The organism is Limosilactobacillus caecicola, from assembly GCF_943192935.1.
Classification (GTDB): Bacteria; Bacillota; Bacilli; order Lactobacillales; family Lactobacillaceae; genus Limosilactobacillus; species Limosilactobacillus caecicola.
In genome coordinates this window covers 419,697-436,165 of the sequence record NZ_CALPCI010000001.1, presented here as the reverse complement: position 1 = coordinate 436,165, position 16,469 = coordinate 419,697, and the positions used below count along the sequence as shown (strand labels likewise).

Annotated in this window: 14 protein-coding genes and 2 tRNA genes; 13 read left to right on the top strand and 3 right to left on the bottom strand. The window is 44.7% G+C overall.

The window, feature by feature from the left end; translation table 11 throughout:
- The first annotated feature begins 62 nt into the window (after window positions 1-62).
- The 12 genes from dnaN (at window position 63) to NFR43_RS02065 (ending at window position 14,136) form a co-directional block, all read left to right on the top strand.
- Window positions 63-1,199, top strand: coding sequence for a DNA polymerase III subunit beta (gene dnaN / locus NFR43_RS02120; protein WP_251545992.1), 1,137 nt, complete (start codon window positions 63-65; stop codon window positions 1,197-1,199).
- 270 nt (window positions 1,200-1,469) lie between these two features.
- Window positions 1,470-1,697, top strand: a complete 228-nt coding sequence (gene yaaA / locus NFR43_RS02115) for a S4 domain-containing protein YaaA (protein ID WP_251545990.1) — start codon at window positions 1,470-1,472, stop codon at window positions 1,695-1,697.
- A 6-nt stretch (window positions 1,698-1,703) separates the two neighbouring features.
- Window positions 1,704-2,828: a DNA replication/repair protein RecF gene (recF, locus tag NFR43_RS02110; protein WP_251545988.1), complete on the top strand. Its 1,125-nt coding sequence runs from the start codon at window positions 1,704-1,706 to the stop codon at window positions 2,826-2,828.
- 89 nt (window positions 2,829-2,917) lie between these two features.
- Complete coding sequence (gyrB, locus tag NFR43_RS02105) at window positions 2,918-4,807, top strand: DNA topoisomerase (ATP-hydrolyzing) subunit B (protein WP_251546213.1); 1,890 nt, start codon at window positions 2,918-2,920, stop codon at window positions 4,805-4,807.
- A 21-nt stretch (window positions 4,808-4,828) separates the two neighbouring features.
- Window positions 4,829-7,348: a DNA gyrase subunit A gene (gyrA, locus tag NFR43_RS02100; RefSeq protein ID WP_275087085.1), complete on the top strand. Its 2,520-nt coding sequence runs from the start codon at window positions 4,829-4,831 to the stop codon at window positions 7,346-7,348.
- 191 nt (window positions 7,349-7,539) lie between these two features.
- Entirely contained in the window at window positions 7,540-7,833 is a 294-nt protein-coding gene (gene rpsF, locus NFR43_RS02095) for a 30S ribosomal protein S6 (RefSeq protein ID WP_251545986.1), read from the top strand.
- Between the two features lie 34 nt (window positions 7,834-7,867).
- Window positions 7,868-8,536 (top strand): single-stranded DNA-binding protein, encoded by a 669-nt coding sequence (gene ssb / locus NFR43_RS02090; protein ID WP_251545984.1) that lies wholly within the window; start codon window positions 7,868-7,870, stop codon window positions 8,534-8,536.
- Window positions 8,537-8,563: 27 nt separating this feature from the next.
- Window positions 8,564-8,800: a 30S ribosomal protein S18 gene (rpsR, locus tag NFR43_RS02085; RefSeq protein ID WP_251545977.1), complete on the top strand. Its 237-nt coding sequence runs from the start codon at window positions 8,564-8,566 to the stop codon at window positions 8,798-8,800.
- A gap of 168 nt (window positions 8,801-8,968) precedes the next feature.
- Window positions 8,969-10,984, top strand: a complete 2,016-nt coding sequence (locus tag NFR43_RS02080) for a DHH family phosphoesterase (protein WP_251545976.1) — start codon at window positions 8,969-8,971, stop codon at window positions 10,982-10,984.
- Between the two features lie 6 nt (window positions 10,985-10,990).
- Complete coding sequence (gene rplI / locus NFR43_RS02075; RefSeq protein WP_251545974.1) at window positions 10,991-11,443, top strand: 50S ribosomal protein L9; 453 nt, start codon at window positions 10,991-10,993, stop codon at window positions 11,441-11,443.
- 34 nt (window positions 11,444-11,477) lie between these two features.
- Complete coding sequence (gene dnaB / locus NFR43_RS02070; RefSeq protein ID WP_251545973.1) at window positions 11,478-12,875, top strand: replicative DNA helicase; 1,398 nt, start codon at window positions 11,478-11,480, stop codon at window positions 12,873-12,875.
- A 64-nt stretch (window positions 12,876-12,939) separates the two neighbouring features.
- Complete coding sequence (locus NFR43_RS02065) at window positions 12,940-14,136, top strand: MDR family MFS transporter (protein ID WP_407658117.1); 1,197 nt, start codon at window positions 12,940-12,942, stop codon at window positions 14,134-14,136.
- 52 nt (window positions 14,137-14,188) lie between these two features.
- Here NFR43_RS02065 and NFR43_RS02060 read toward each other — a convergent pair.
- From NFR43_RS02060 to NFR43_RS02050, 3 genes are all read right to left on the bottom strand, one after another.
- Window positions 14,189-14,261: transfer RNA gene (locus NFR43_RS02060), tRNA-Lys, on the bottom strand.
- Between the two features lie 147 nt (window positions 14,262-14,408).
- Window positions 14,409-15,362: an aldo/keto reductase gene (locus tag NFR43_RS02055; protein ID WP_251545972.1), complete on the bottom strand. Its 954-nt coding sequence runs from the start codon at window positions 15,360-15,362 to the stop codon at window positions 14,409-14,411.
- 161 nt (window positions 15,363-15,523) lie between these two features.
- Window positions 15,524-15,596, bottom strand: a tRNA-Lys gene (locus NFR43_RS02050).
- A 164-nt stretch (window positions 15,597-15,760) separates the two neighbouring features.
- On the opposite strand from NFR43_RS02050, the gene yycF reads away from it, so the two are divergent.
- Entirely contained in the window at window positions 15,761-16,468 is a 708-nt protein-coding gene (gene yycF / locus NFR43_RS02045) for a response regulator YycF (RefSeq protein WP_251545971.1), read from the top strand.
- The last annotated feature ends 1 nt before the right edge of the window (window position 16,469 follow it).

The following is a 16,469-nucleotide window of genomic DNA, read 5'->3' as shown; positions in this document are numbered from 1 at the left end:
GGCCCTATTACTACTACTAGTTATAATATTAATTAAATATAGATATTAAGGAGCGGTACGCAATGAAATTTACGATTAATCGAACTGCATTTATTAATCAATTAAATAATGTGTTACGAGCAATTTCTTCAAAGACAACAATTCCAATTTTGACAGGAGTTAAAATCGTGGTTGATGATCAGCAGGTTATCTTAACTGGTAGCAATGCTGATATTACAATTCAAACCACTTTAAAGGTTGCTGATGGCGATGCTGGATTAACCATTGAAGAACCAGGTGCCATTGTGTTGCCTGCTCGTTTCTTCAGTGAAATCGTGAAGAAGCTTCCTGATCAAGAAGTAACTATTGAAGTTCGCGATGGCTATCAAGCACAAATCTCTTCTGGGAATGCTGAATTTAAGATTAATGGTCAAGATGCGAATAATTATCCACACTTACCAGAAATTGAAAGTGCCGCAACCATTAGTATTTCCCCAGATTTATTACGGGATGTCATTGAACAAACCCGGATCGCCGTTTCCAAACAAGAAAGTCGGCCAATCCTGACCGGGATTCATTTCCAATTAGCGGATGACCAATTAACCGCGGTCGCGACTGACAGTCACCGGTTAGCGCAACGGAAAGTGGCGGTGCCAACGAACGACCACAGTTATGATGTTGTCATTCCGGGGAATAGCATGACCGAATTGGCGCGGATGATTGCGGATGTTAAAGATGACATTCAAGTTCAAATTGCCGAGAACCAGGTCCTGTTCCAATTTGGTAACGCCCTGTTCTATTCTCGCTTGCTGGAGGGGATGTACCCAGAAACAAGTCGGTTAATTCCAGACACTGCTGATACCACCATTGAATTAGATGCTGGCAAATTCTTAAATGCCATTGACCGGGCTTCTTTGTTATCACACCAAGGTCATAATAACGTTGTTAAATTAACGTTAGACCCAGATAATGGTTCTGCCAAAATCAGTGGTGATTCTGCTGACGTCGGTAATGTTGAAGAAGATGTGGCGTTTGAAAAATTGACTGGTGCTCAACTGGAAATTTCTTTTAATCCAGATTACATGAGTGATGCCTTAAAGTCGTTTGGTCAAACCACGATTCTAATCTCCTTCACTTCGCCATTACGGCCCTTTACCTTAGTGCCAACAGAAGACCAAGAGAACTTTATTCAATTGATTACTCCGGTCCGGACCTATTAAAAATTAATTCAAACGAATGTCACCCGAACGACGGTGACGTTCGTTTTTTATTTAACAAAGCAAATTTGATTGTATATTTAGTGTTGGTAATTAAAACTATCTCTAAAATGGTGAAATCAGCCTAAAACGATTCTCGCTAATTTTAGGGCAATTTTGAGTTAAATCCCTCATTCATATTAAATTTGCTAAAAATGGCTGAGAATGCGTTTAAATTTGTTTTTAGGTTAATAAAAGACTATAATATTAGCATTAACAAAGTAGGTGATGAGAGTGCAAAACTCGAATGTTTTTCAAATTGATCGTGACTTTATCACCCTTGGTCAACTTCTGAAGGAAGAAGGGATTATCCCAACGGGAGGCGCGGCCAAGTGGTTTTTGAAGGAACATCAGGTCAAGATTAATGGTGAACTCGATGATCGCCGGGGGAAGAAATTACGTCCTGGTGATGAAATTGAAATTGTTGGAATTGAAACTGTCAAAATCGAAAGTAAGCTGTGATCACAGATGATTCTTCAGGAATTAGGCCTGAAAAATTTTCGTAATTATGATGATTTACAAGTCAGCTTTTCCCCGGGAATTAACATCTTAATTGGTGAAAATGCCCAGGGAAAAACTAATTTATTAGAGGCAATTCATGTTCTTGCCCTTACCAAAAGCCACCGCACTTCTAAGGATCGTGAATTAATCCAGTGGAAGCACAAGCAGGCTTTTTTGTCTGGCAAAATTCAAAAGCAAGTGGAACGGGTGCCATTGGAAATTCAAATTGCCCAAGGCGGGAAGCGGGTCAAAGTGAACCACCTTTACCAGAGTCGGCTTTCTGCTTACGTTGGTAATTTGAACGTGGTCCTCTTTGCTCCTGAGGATCTCGCCCTTGTTAAGGGCGCGCCACAGGTGCGGCGACAGTTCATGAACATGGAATTTGGTCAAATGAGTAGCGCGTACCTTTATCACGTCAGCCAGTACCGTTCACTGCTTCAGCAGCGGAATCAGTACCTGAAGCAACTTCGTTCTGGTGAACAGAATGACCGGGTGCTATTAGGGGTAATTTCGGACCAACTGGCCGAAGCGGGAGCTCAGATTGTTCAAGCACGCTTCAAATTACTGAAACAACTTGAAAAATGGGCGCAGCAATTGCACGAGCACATTTCACTCCAAAAGGAGCAATTGCAACTGCAATACGTGACGCAACTAACCATTGATGAGCAGACTGAGGTTGCAGACTTGCAAACCCAATTACGGCAATTATTTGACGACAATCTCGAACGAGAAATCTTACTTGGGACCACCCTCGCTGGTCCACAACGCGATGACATCCATTTCATTGTGAACGGCCAAAATGTTCAGCATTTTGGCTCTCAGGGTCAGCAGCGAACGACGGCGCTAGCGGTTAAATTAGCTGAGATTGACTTGATGAAAGAACAGACTGGTGAGTATCCATTACTATTACTGGATGATGTTCTCTCAGAACTCGATGATGACCGTCAAACGCATTTATTAACGGCGATTCAAGATAAGGTGCAAACATTTTTAACCACCACCAGCCTGAGTGGAGTTGCACGGCAACTAATTAAGGCTCCGACAATTTTCGAAATTGATGGTGGGACGTTAACGAAGGAGGAAACAACGTGAGCGATAAAGAACGCGAGGTCCAAGAAACGGCGGCTGAGAAAAAAGCCGAAGAAAAGGCGGAATTAGGTAGTAAGTACGATGCGAGCCAAATTCAAGTGCTAAAGGGGCTTGAAGCCGTTCGAAAGCGTCCAGGGATGTACATCGGTTCAACGACTGCCCAGGGGTTACACCACTTAGTTTGGGAAATCGTGGACAACGGGATTGATGAAGCGCTGGCCGGATTTGCTGACGAGATCAACGTCGTAGTTGAAGAAGATAACAGTATTACCGTGACCGATAATGGGCGGGGAATTCCGGTTGATATCCAAAAGGAAACCGGCAAACCAGCCTTGGAAACCGTCTTTACCGTCCTCCACGCCGGTGGGAAGTTTGGTAATGGTGGTTACAAAGTTTCTGGTGGTCTTCACGGGGTTGGTGCCTCTGTTGTGAATGCCTTGTCGACTGAGTTAGACGTTCGCGTCACGCGGCAAGGGAAGGAATATTACATGGACTTCCAATATGGCCACGTCAAGACGCCAATGAAGGTCATTAAAGAAGGATTACCGGAAACTGAGCACGGCACTATTGTGCACTTTAAGCCGGATCCGGATATTTTCCAGGAAACCACGACCTACAACATTAAGACGTTGACGGACCGGATTCGTGAACTAGCCTTTTTGAATAAGGGACTCAAGATCACAATTGAAGACAAACGGAACGACGAAGATAATCGGCAAGAATTCCACTACGAAGGCGGCATTCGTCATTATGTCGAATTCTTGAATAAGGGCTATGACCTGCTGTTTGATCCACCGATCTACGTGGAAGGTGAATACAATGGGATTACAGTCGAAGTTTCGCTTCAATATACCAGTGGTTACCGGAGTAACTTACTAACCTTTACTAACAACATTCACACTTACGAAGGCGGAAGCCACGAAACCGGGTTTAAGACCGCTTTGACCCGGGTGATCAATGATTACGGGCGCAAGAGTGGACAATTGAAGGGCAACAACAGTACTCTGTCCGGTGACGATGTCAGAGAAGGGCTCACGGCGGTTGTTTCCATCAAGCACCCGAACCCTCAATTTGAAGGTCAAACAAAGACGAAATTAAGTAATTCTGATGCCCGGACGGCCACGGATCACATCTTTAGTGAAACAATGAACCGGTTCATGATGGAACACCCCGACGTGGCAAAGAAAATTGTCGAAAAAGGGATGTTAGCTTCCAAAGCTCGGGTAGCTGCAAAGCGGGCGCGGGAAGTAACCCGGAAGAAGAGTGGTCTTGAAATTAGTAACTTGCCTGGTAAATTAGCGGACAATACTAGTAAGGACCCGAATATCTCTGAATTATTCATTGTCGAAGGGGATTCCGCGGGGGGCTCTGCTAAGCAGGGTCGTTCACGGTTGACCCAGGCGATTTTGCCAATTCGGGGGAAAATCCTAAACGTCGAAAAGGCCAGTTTGAACCGGATTTTGGCGAATGACGAAATTCGGTCACTCTTTACCGCTTTGGGCACGGGCTTTGGTGACGACTTTGATGTTTCCAAGGCTAATTACCATAAGCTGATCATCATGACCGATGCGGATGTCGATGGTGCGCACATTCGAACTTTGCTCTTAACCTTGTTCTACCGCTTCATGCGGCCGATGATTGAAAAAGGGTATGTTTACATTGCGCAACCACCGCTGTACCAAGTCCGGCAAGGGAAGTTTGTCAAATATATTGAAACTGATGAAGAGCTTGAACGAGTCATCAATTCACTCCAACCGAGCCCGAAACCAGTTATTCAACGGTATAAGGGGCTTGGTGAAATGGATGCTGAACAACTGTGGGAAACGACCATGGATCCTGAAAATCGGCATTTACTGCGGGTTGACTTGGATGATGCTGAAGCAGCTGACAAGATTTTCCCAATGTTAATGGGTACCAAAGTTGGGCCACGGCGTGAATTTATTGAAAAGAACGCCACCTTTGTAAAGAACCTAGACCTGTAATTGAAGTAAGGAGCGAGACGAGTGGCTGAAGAAGAAATGTCAAATCGCATCACTGACGTCAAATTAACTAGTCAAATGCGGAATTCATTTCTGGACTACGCAATGAGTGTCATTGTGTCACGGGCATTACCAGATGTTCGAGACGGGCTCAAGCCAGTGCAGAGACGGATTTTATACGGAATGAATGAATTAGGGGTGACCCCCGACAAGCCTTACAAGAAGTCCGCCAGAATTGTTGGGGACGTCATGGGGAAATTCCACCCGCATGGTGACTCCTCAATTTATGAAGGGTTAGTGCGGATGGCCCAGGACTTTAGTTACCGCTACATGTTAGTTGACGGTCACGGTAACTTCGGTTCTGTCGACGGTGATGGCGCCGCCGCAATGCGGTATACTGAAGCGCGGATGAGTAAGATCGCGGTTGAAATGCTGCGGGACATCAATAAGGATACTGTTGATTTCCAAGACAACTACGATGGTTCTGAAAAGGAACCAACAGTGCTGCCAGCCCGGTTCCCTAACTTGTTGGTAAACGGGGCTTCAGGGATTGCCGTTGGGATGGCGACGAACATCCCAACCCACAACCTGGGGGAAGTTATTAGCGCGATTCATGTCTTGATGGATAATCCCGATGCAACGATTGAAGATTTGATGAAGGTCTTACCAGGACCAGACTTCCCAACTGGTGGGGTCGTCCTTGGTAAATCAGGGATCCGTAAGGCTTATGAAACGGGCAAGGGTACGATTATTGTCCGCGCGAAGGTCGACATTGAGGAAACGAAGACTGGCCGCCAACAAATTATCGTTCACGAAATTCCGTACATGGTCAACAAGGCGAAATTGATCGAACGGATTGCGGAACTTGCCCGGGAAAAAGAAATTGAAGGTATTACCGACGTCAATGATGAAACCGACCGTGAAGGGATGCGGATCGTGATTGATGTCCGGCGTGACGCCAGTGCCGAAGTCATTTTGAACAATTTGTACAAAATGACGATGATGCAGACAACGTTCAACTTCAACATGCTAGCCATCGTTAACGGTGCCCCAAAGATTTTAAGTTTGAAGGAAATCCTGACCTACTACCTTGAACACCAAGAAGAGGTTGTTCGGCGGCGGACTGAATTTGAACTGAAAAAGGCACAAAGTCGGGCCCACATCGTTGAAGGATTACGGATTGCCCTTGATCACATTGATGAAATTATCAAGATCATTCGTCAATCCCAAACGAGTGAAGTTGCCAAAAGCGAATTAATGAGCAATTACGGCCTTTCTGACCGGCAAGCACAAGCTATTTTGGATATGCGGTTGGTTCGGTTAACCGGCTTGGAACGGGAAAAGATCGAAGCTGAATATCAAAAGCTGATGGAAGCCATTGCTGATTACAAGGATATCTTGGCACACCGGGAACGGATTCAACAGATCATTTATGATGAATTAAAGGAAATTCAACGGAAGTTTGGCGATGCCCGGCGGACAGAATTACAAGTCGGCGACATTACAAACTTGGAAGACGAAGATCTGATTGAAGAACAGGATATCGTAGTGACCCTCACCCACAACGGTTACGTCAAACGGCTGCCAGTGGATGAATTTAAAGCACAAAATCGTGGTGGTCGTGGTGTCAAAGGGATGGGTGTCCACAGTGATGACTTCATCGAACACTTAATTTCCAGTTCCACGCACGATATGTTGCTGTTCTTTACGAATTCCGGAAAGGTCTTCTCAATGAAGGGCTACGAAATTCCAGAGTATGGCCGCGCCGCGCAAGGAATCCCAATTATCAATTTGTTGGGAATTGATGGCCAAGAAAAGATCAATGCAGTGATCAACGTTTCTCATACGGCGGATGAAGATGCCGATCACGACCTCTTCTTTGTTACGAAGCAGGGGATTGTTAAGCGGACGTCTGTGGAGGAATTTAAGAATATCCGCAGTAATGGTTTGAAGGCAATCAACCTTCACGATGGTGACGAGTTAATTGCGGTAGAAATTATTGACCATGACCAAAATATGATTATCGGAACGCACGAGGGGTACGCAGTTAGCTTTAGTGCAAGTGCGGTTCGGTCGATGGGCCGGGCTGCTGCCGGTGTCCGGGGAGTCCGTCTCAGAGAAGGCGACTACGTCATTGGTGTTGGTCAATTGAAACCGGATAGCAACGTCCTTGTCATTAGCGAAAAAGGGTTTGGTAAGCAAACGCCAGCAGCAGAATACCCAATCAAGGGCCGGGGCGGAAAAGGAATTAAGACCGTCAACGTCACGGAAAAGAATGGTCCGCTGGCAGGCTTAACCACGGTTTCTGGTGATGAAGACATCATGTTAGTAACCACTGAAGGGGTTATTATCAGATTTGGTGTCGAAAGCGTTTCTGAAACTGGCCGGGCCACCATTGGTGTGCACTTAATTAAGCTAAACGAAGGCTCGAAAGTGGCCACGATGACGCGGGTTGCTAAGGAAGAAGAAGCTGACGAAGATGATGATAGCCAAGATACGGTTGATTCAGAAACGACCACTTCTTCATCCGACACAGAAAATTAAATAATATAAAAGATCCGAAAATGCGTCTTTAAATAATAGACCGCAATTTTGGATCTTTTTGTTTAATCCTTGTTATTTATTGATAATTATGATAACATTCTAATTTGTGAGTATACGTTCGAGAACGTCTGCTCTCCTTGTTCTTTCTCATGAGGGGAAAGGGCCAGAGTCCATAAGGAGGTGTAACATTCATGGAAACACGCAAATATGAAATTACTTACATCATTCGTCCTGATATTGATGAATCAGCAAAGAGCGCTTTAGTAGAACGCTTTGACAAGGTTCTTTCAGACAATGGTGCAACTGTTGTTGACTCAAAGGATTGGTCAACCCGTCGTTTTGCATACCCAATTGATAAGTACACTGAAGGTACTTACCACGTTGTAAATGTCACGACTGATACTGACCAACCATTAAACGAATTTGATCGTTTATCCAAGTTCAGCGACGACATTTTACGTCACATGATCGTTAAGCGCGGTTAGTCTTAACGAAATTTTTTGAGAGGAGTGATGTCCGATGTTAAATCGTGTAGTATTAACTGGACGGTTAACTAGAGATCCGGAATTGCGGTATACCGGTAGCGGAACAGCAGTCTGCAGCTTTTCAGTAGCTGTTGATCGCCAATTCAGAAACCAAAATGGTGAACGGGACGCAGATTTCATTAACTGTGTTATCTGGCGTAAATCTGCTGAAAATTTCGCTAATTTCACTCACAAGGGTTCATTAGTTGGTATCGATGGCCGGCTTTCGACACGAAACTACGAAAACAACCAAGGCCAACGTGTCTACGTCACCGAAGTTACGGTTGACAACTTTGCATTGCTCGAACCACGTTCCAATAATCAAGGTCGCAACAATCAGGGTGGTTACAACCAAGGCAACAATGGCGGCTTTAATAATAACCAAAACTTTAGCCAAAATAATGCCTTCAATAACAACAATGGTGGTAACTTTGGTAATAACGGCCCTGCTCAAACCGCGAATAATCAACCAGTCTTCAACCAAGATAATCAGGTTGATTTAAGTACCTTGCCATTTAACAATGATGATGCCGACAATGGTTCATCAAATGGCAATGGGATTAACATTGACGATAATAGTGCAATGGGCACTAATCAAAAGAATGACAGTTCATCAGATGATCAGAATGATGATCAACCATCAATTGATGATGTACCGTTTTAAAAATTAAAAATACGGGGAGGTAATTTCATGGCACAACAACGTCGTGGTGGCCGTCGTCGTCGTAAGGTCGACTTCATCGCCGCAAACCACATTGACTACATTGACTACAAAGACACTGATTTATTACGCCGGTTCATTTCTGAACGTGGGAAGATCTTACCACGTCGGGTAACTGGAACTAGTGCTAAGAACCAACGCCGTTTGACGATCGCAATCAAGCGTGCACGGATTATGGGTCTTCTGCCATTCGTTGCGGATGACTAATCAATAAGTGAGGCTGGGAATTCTCAGCCTCTTTATTTTACATTTGACCACGGAGGGTTTCAGTATTCTGATTTACCGGATACTGGAGCTCTTTTGTGTTGAAAGCGGAATTCATGGTCAGTATGTGATAAGATAATAATGTTAAATCTTTGGACAGGAGGTGAGAAAATGCACTGGTTTTTACAGGGAATGATTAGCAAATTTCTAAAAAATCGCCGGTTACGGTTAAATACGGCCTTCCTGCTATTGACAACTGTCGTGGCCATTGTGATGGCGTTCCTGTATAACTGGATTGCTGGGTTGATCCTGTTAGTTTTAGGGATCATTGGCTTGGCAATGAGCTTGACCCAGTTGCAACACCTGGCTGGTGATACTGAGCAATACCTGCGTGATCTCACCTATGAAGTCCAAAATAGCCAACAAGAAGCCCTCCTGGAAATGCCGCTTGGCATTATCATCATGAATGCACGCGGAGTTGTCCGGTGGGCGAATCCATACATGGTGAAGTATTTGGGTAATGAAATTGTCGTGGGCGAAAAATTGGAAAATAGTGTGCCAGAGCTTGCGCAAATTGTTGCTGATCACCAAGATGACCAGGAACCTATTATTATTACTTGGCAGGGTCATAAGTTTGAATTTCGCTATCAAAAACGGTTCCACAATATCTATTTGAAGGACATTACCAAGTATGAGCGGATTAACCAACGTTATTTGGATGAACGACTTTTCCTGGGAAATATTTACCTGGATAATTATGTGGAATTGACGCAGGGAATGAGTGATTCCGACGTTTCGAACTTGCATAACTATGTTACTTCAGAACTCAGTGACTGGGCTAATCAATTTAACCTCCTGCTGAAGGTAATTGACGATGATAATTACTTGCTGCTTGGTCACGAGAGCGACTTGCATCGGTTAGAGAACCGTAAGTTTAAGATTTTAGATATCATTCGTGAAAACACCTCGAAGATGAACTCACCAGTGACGTTAAGTGTGGGGATTTCATATGGCCAAACCGATTTTATTAAATTGGCGGATACTGCCCAACGAAATCTGGACCTTGCTCTTGGGCGTGGTGGGGATCAAGTCGTTGTCCGCGCCGAAAACGAGCAAGCCCGGTTCTTTGGCGGTAAGACAAATCCGATGGAAAAACGGACACGGGTGCGGGCCCGGGTCATCAGTCATGCTTTCCAGGAATTGATGAACCAGTCTGACCAGCTCTTTGTTGTTGGGCATAGTAATCCTGATATGGATTCAATGGGGGCTTGTTTGGGAATCCGCCGAATTGCCGAAATGAATGGTCAGAAGTGCTGGATTGTCCTGGATCAAGAGCGGCTACACTCTGATATTGCCCGGCTGATTTATCAGATCAAGGATTATCAAAGTATTGAAGATTGCATTATTACCCCCGCTGAGGCGCTTGATAAGGCCACATCACAAAGTCTCTTGGTCATGGTTGACCACTCCAAAGTCAGCCTGTCAATGGCCTCAGATCTTTATCAACGACTCGCTGACCGGACGGTGATTATTGACCACCACCGGCGAGGTGAAGAGTTCCCTGAAAACCCACTGCTGGTTTACATTGAACCATATGCTTCCTCAACGTGTGAACTGATAACAGAAATGTTTGAGTATCAACCGCGCGAAGGGAAGGCGTTGAATAAACTTGAAGCGACAGCAATGCTGACGGGGATTGAAGTCGATACTAAAAACTTTACCCAAAATGCCGGGACGCGGACGTTTGATGCAGCAAGTTATCTCCGTTCTGCCGGTGCCGATGGTTTGATGATTCAATACTTCATGAAAGAAAACGTTGATGACTTCATGGAACGTAACCACCTGATTGCTCACACTGATTTTGTGGCTGGCCAGCTAGCCCTTTGTGTGGGAGCTGATGATAAAATTTACGATCCTGTCACCGCTGCTCAGGCGGCAGACATGTTATTGCAGGTCGAAGGTGTTGATGCGTCATTTGTCATTACACGGCGTTCTAACGATACTGTCGGGATCTCAGCCCGTTCAATGGGTGACTACAATGTTCAAATTATCATGGAAAAAATGGGTGGTGGTGGTCACTTGGCCAATGCTGCAACCCAAATTAAAGATCAGTCTGTTGATGAAGTTAAACAGCAATTATTAGATTTGGTACAATCAACAGCAGAAGTAGAAAATCCAGAGGAGTGATCTAGAATGAAAGTTATTTTTGTTGAAGATGTCAAAGGCCGTGGCAAGCGTGGGGAAATTAAAAATGTTCCTGACGGGTACGCACAAAACTTCTTGATTCCCCGTGGTAAGGCTAAGGCAGCAACCAAAGCAGCCCTGAGTGAAGTTGAAGGTCAAGAACGGTCGAAAGAAAAGCATGAAGCTGAAGAACTTGCCGAAGCGAAGAAGCTGAAGAAGGTTCTGGAAGCCGATGACATGGTTTTGGAAATGAAGGGTAAAGCTGGGACAGATGGCCGGATGTTTGGTTCCATTTCCAGCAAGCAAATTGCCAAAGCACTTCAAGATCAATACAATATTAAGTTAGATAAGCGCAAGCTAGAATTAGCTGCACCAATTAAAGCACTTGGCTATGTAACGGTGAAGGTTAAGTTACATCATGACGTGGAAGCTAGCATGCGGGTGCACATTGCAGAAAAGTAAACGTCAGTTAATTTTAGGATAAGGAGGGGCATCAGTGGATAACGCACCAGATATTAAGCGGACGCCACCACGCAATCTAGAAGCTGAACAGGCGGTACTTGGGGCCGCTTTTTTAGCCAAAGACGCGATTGTCGAAGCGATGGAATATGTCCAGCCGGATGATTTTTATACGCGGGCGCACCAAATTATCTTTGGGGCGATGATTAAGCTCAATGATCGTGATGTCCCGATCGACATTGTTTCCCTGAAAAATGAATTGGATCGGGAAAACCAGACCGAAAATGTTGGTGGGATGGAGTACCTGGCTAAGTTGGCTGGTGCCGTCCCAACGGCGGCGGACGTCGTTTACTATGCCAAAATTGTTAAAGAAAAGTCGACTTCACGGAAGTTGATTGATACGGCAACTCAAATTGTCAGCAAGAGTTATGATGATACAGAAGACCTAACGGATTTGCTTGATGATGCAGAACGTTCGATTCTGGGAGTTGCCGAAAGCAATAATAATACTGATTTACAAAAAATCGGGGACCTCTTAAATTCCTCAGTTAACAAGATTTTTGAGCTTTCGCGGCAACAGTCTGATGTGACGGGAATTGCGACTGGTTACCCACAGTTAGATAAGATGACGACCGGGTTACACCCTGATGAACTTGTCATTTTGGCAGCCCGTCCCGCAATGGGGAAAACGGCATTTGCTTTGAACATTGCGCAAAATGTGGCCATCAAGAATAATACGTCAGTGGCAATTTTTAGTCTCGAAATGGGCGCTGAATCACTGGTTAACCGGATGCTATGTGCTGAAGGCAGCATTAATGCGAACCACCTTCGGACAGGTGAATTGACCCAGGATGAGTGGCGGAGTCTTTGGGTGGCCGCAAGTACCCTGGATGCCGCAGATATATACATTGATGATACTCCGGGGATCCGGGTTCCTGAAATTCGGGCGAAGTGTCGACGGTTAGCAAAACGAACAGGAAACCTCGGATTAATTGTGATTGACTATTTGCAATTAATTGAAGGTGGGAATGCAGAAAGCCGGCAACAAGAAGTTTCCGAGATTTCGCGGCAACTGAAAAAGCTTGCTAAGGAATTGCAATGTCCGGTGATCGCACTTTCCCAACTTTCCCGGGGAGTGGAACAACGGCAGGATAAACGACCGGTACTGTCTGATATTCGTGAGTCTGGTTCAATCGAACAGGATGCAGATATCGTTAGCTTCCTCTACCGTGATGACTACTATGAGCGTGAACAAGGCGATGGTGATCAAGGTAACAATCAACCTGCGCAACAGGATGCGGATGTACCAAGTCTGAGCGAGGTCGAGGTAATTATCGAGAAGAACCGGAGTGGTCCGCGGGGGACGGTCAAATTACTTTTTAATAAGACCTACAATAAATTTGCTTCTATTGATTATCAACATGATGATCAATAGAACTAAAGAGGCTGGGTTTCCCCAGCCTCTTTAGTCTGTAAAACTGATTATTAAGGAGAAAATAATGAAAAAGGGCATCAAACTCCACTGGTTATTAGTGGGGGTTTTTCTCGTGAACTTTGGCAACAGTTTTGTGTGGCCGTTAACGACCGTTTACATTCATGATCAGCTTCACCAAAGCCTCACGGTTGCCGGGTTGGTAATCCTCTGCTATTCGGGAGCCAATGTCGTCGGTAGCTATATTGCGGGAATCCTCTTTGATCACTACAACCCGCGCACTTTAATGATTGAAGGATTAATTGGGGCAATTTTAACGATGTTTGTCCTGATATGGCGAAGTGGTTGGCCGATGTATCCCATTATGCTCACGTTGGTGGGATTCTTTAATGGTTGGCTAGTTACTCTTCACAATTCATACGGGACCATGGTGACGGGCCACGATGGACGCTATGTTTTCAATATGATCTACTTTTCCAATAATCTTGGCATGGTGTTTGCGACCAGTATTGTGGGCCCACTTTACCAGTATGCTCATAACCATGTTGGTCCCTTATTTGGCTTGACGGGGATTTTGTACATGTTCTTTATTGTGATCGTGTACTTCTTCTACCGGGTTCATGTGACACGTCAACAGGCTGCAGCGATTAATGCCGATGAAATGCCGAAACACGCCACCAAACTTCCGCGCCCGAACTTAGTGACGATTTGGACGCTTTTTATGACCCTCATGGTGATTTGGGTGACCTACTCCCAATGGTCCAGTAACATGTCCGTGTATATCACTAACCAAGGAATTTCAATGACCCTTTATAGCATGTTGTGGACCGTTAATGGGTTGATGGTGGTGATCTTACAACCGTTGATGAATATCGTTAATCAATATGTTCATAATGATTACGGCAAAATCTACGGGGGAATCTTTGGAATTATGCTTTCGTTTATTGTCTTGCTGTTTGCCAAGCAATACGGGTGGTTTGTTGTCGGTATGGTGGTCCTAACTTTAGGAGAAATCACCGTCTTTCCGACAATTCCTGCAGTGGTTAACCAACTATCCCCAGAAGACGAGAAGGGCCGTTACCAAGGACTGCTGAACGCATTTATTTCTTTTGGGAAGGCAGTCGGCCCAGCGATTGGTGGAGCAATGATTGAAGCATTCTCCTATCGTCCGTTATTTATCGTCTGTGCTGGAGCATTGGTGATCGCAATCATTGTGACCAGCATTGTCTTGGAGCGGAATAAGCACCGCGTTACTGAATATTAATATTTCCTGGGAAATAAAAAACCGATCATCAAACGATGATCGGTTTTAATAATGGGCAGTCAGGGGATCGAACCCTGGACCCACGGATTAAGAGTCCGTTGCTCTGCCAGCTGAGCTAACTGCCCATATTGCTTGTGACAACATATAAAATAATAGCAAGTTTTTTGAAAAATGGCAAGCTGTTTTTTAAATATTTCACTTCACAAATAAATAATGGTCACCAACTTTGAGGTTAATCAAAGTTGGTGACCATTTAAATTTATTGATCGTGATTAAGGGAGTTTGTGACCAGCCGCAAGGTATAAGTCATACCATTCTTGGTTGGTAATTTCAATTTCGCCACCCTTAGCACTGTCTAAAATGTGTGCGGGATTCATGGTCCCAATAATCATTTGCATGTCTGCCGGATGTTTGAGGATCCAAGCGGCAGCAATCGCATTCTTACCAACACCATATTTGTCGGCGACCTTTTGGAGAGCCGCATTTAATTCTGGGTAATCTGGGTTATCAATGAAGGTGCCTTCGAAATTACCATATTGGAATGGTGACCAGGTTTGGATGGTGATGTGTTGACGTCGACAATATTCAAGCAAACCACCATCGTGATCGGTTCCTTCACTATTGCTAATGTTGGTATTCAAGCCAAAGTCAACCATCCCAGTGTGCATGAGGCCGAACTGAAGTTGGTTGAACATTAGCCGTTGGGATAACTCAGCCTGAAGCATCGCTACTTGTTGCGGGTGGAAGTTGGAGACACCAAAGAAACGGACCTTCCCACTTGCTTGGAGAATGTCAAACGCCCGCTTAATACCGTCTAAATCCATCAGCGCGTCTGGACGATGAAGTAGCAGGGAGTCCAAGTAATCAATGTGCATGCGTTGAAGAATGCCATCGACAGCTTCGAGTAGGTGTTCCTTAGTAAATTCATAACGCCCACCAAAGACGAAGCTTCCGTGACTACGTGCCGGGTCAATAATGATGCCGGCCTTCGATTGAATAAAGAGATTTTCCCGCTTTACGTTTCCCAATTTGAGTGCTTCACCGAAAACCTCTTCTGATTTGCCTTGCCCATAAATATCCGCTGAATCGATAAAGTTAATGCCAGCATCATAGGCAGTCTCAATGGCGGTAGCAGCATCTTTTGGCGATTTTGCTTCCATTCTCATAATTCCTAACGCCATTGCGGGAATTTGGAGAGTGGTTGCACCTAAGTTTACTTTTTTCATTGTCAATCCTCCTAGTAGATAGCTTTCCCCATTATCATAACTAGGAGACAACAATCAGGCAAGACGGGACTTCAAAGACAATCGGTTACTTTTCGGTACCCGGGCCTCGTTGCATAAAAAAAGAGACTGAGAATTGCTTCTCAGTCTCTGTAAACCTCTGATGGGCAGTCAGGGGATCGAACCCTGGACCCACGGATTAAGAGTCCGTTGCTCTGCCAGCTGAGCTAACTGCCCATATTTATCAGAACAGTAGTTATATTACCAGTAATTTTGCCATTACGCAAGCATTTTTACGGACTTTTTTTAAATTTCTAGGAAGTGGTATAATGTGATAGTAATTAAACGGATTTAATGAAAAAGCTACATTCAGTCAGTCCTTATAAATTGGAGGAATTGAAATGGCCAATAAAGTTTTGGTAGTTGATGATGAAAAACCAATTTCTGATATCATCAAATTTAATCTCGAAAAAGAAGGGTACGAAGTCGTCACCGCTTTTGATGGGGAAGAAGGCCTCGAAAAAGTGGAAAGTGATCAACCAGATTTGATCATTCTCGACCTGATGTTACCAAAGATCGATGGTCTGGAGGTTGCTAAGCGGGTTCGTGCCAAGCACAACACGCCAATTATCATGGTTACGGCAAAGGATTCCGAGTTAGATAAAGTCCTAGGATTGGAATTAGGGGCCGACGATTACGTTACGAAGCCATTCTCTAATCGTGAATTAGTGGCCCGGGTGAAGGCTAATCTGCGGCGGCAAGACGTCGCTAGCAATCCAAATGCCGATGCCGAAAATAACGACATTAAAATTGGTGATTTAACGATCCATCCGGACGCCTATACAGTTACTAAACGTGGTGAAAATATTAATTTAACTCACCGGGAATTTGAATTGTTGCACTATCTTGCACAGCATATCGGACAAGTCATCAAGCGTGAACAGCTCTTACAAACTGTTTGGGGTTATGACTATTTTGGTGACGTGCGGACGGTCGATGTTACTGTCCGGCGGCTTCGTGAAAAGATCGAAGATAACCCTAGTCACCCACAATGGCTGGTGACCCGGCGGGGAGTCGGTTACTACTTAGCAAATCCTAGTCAAGAGTAGG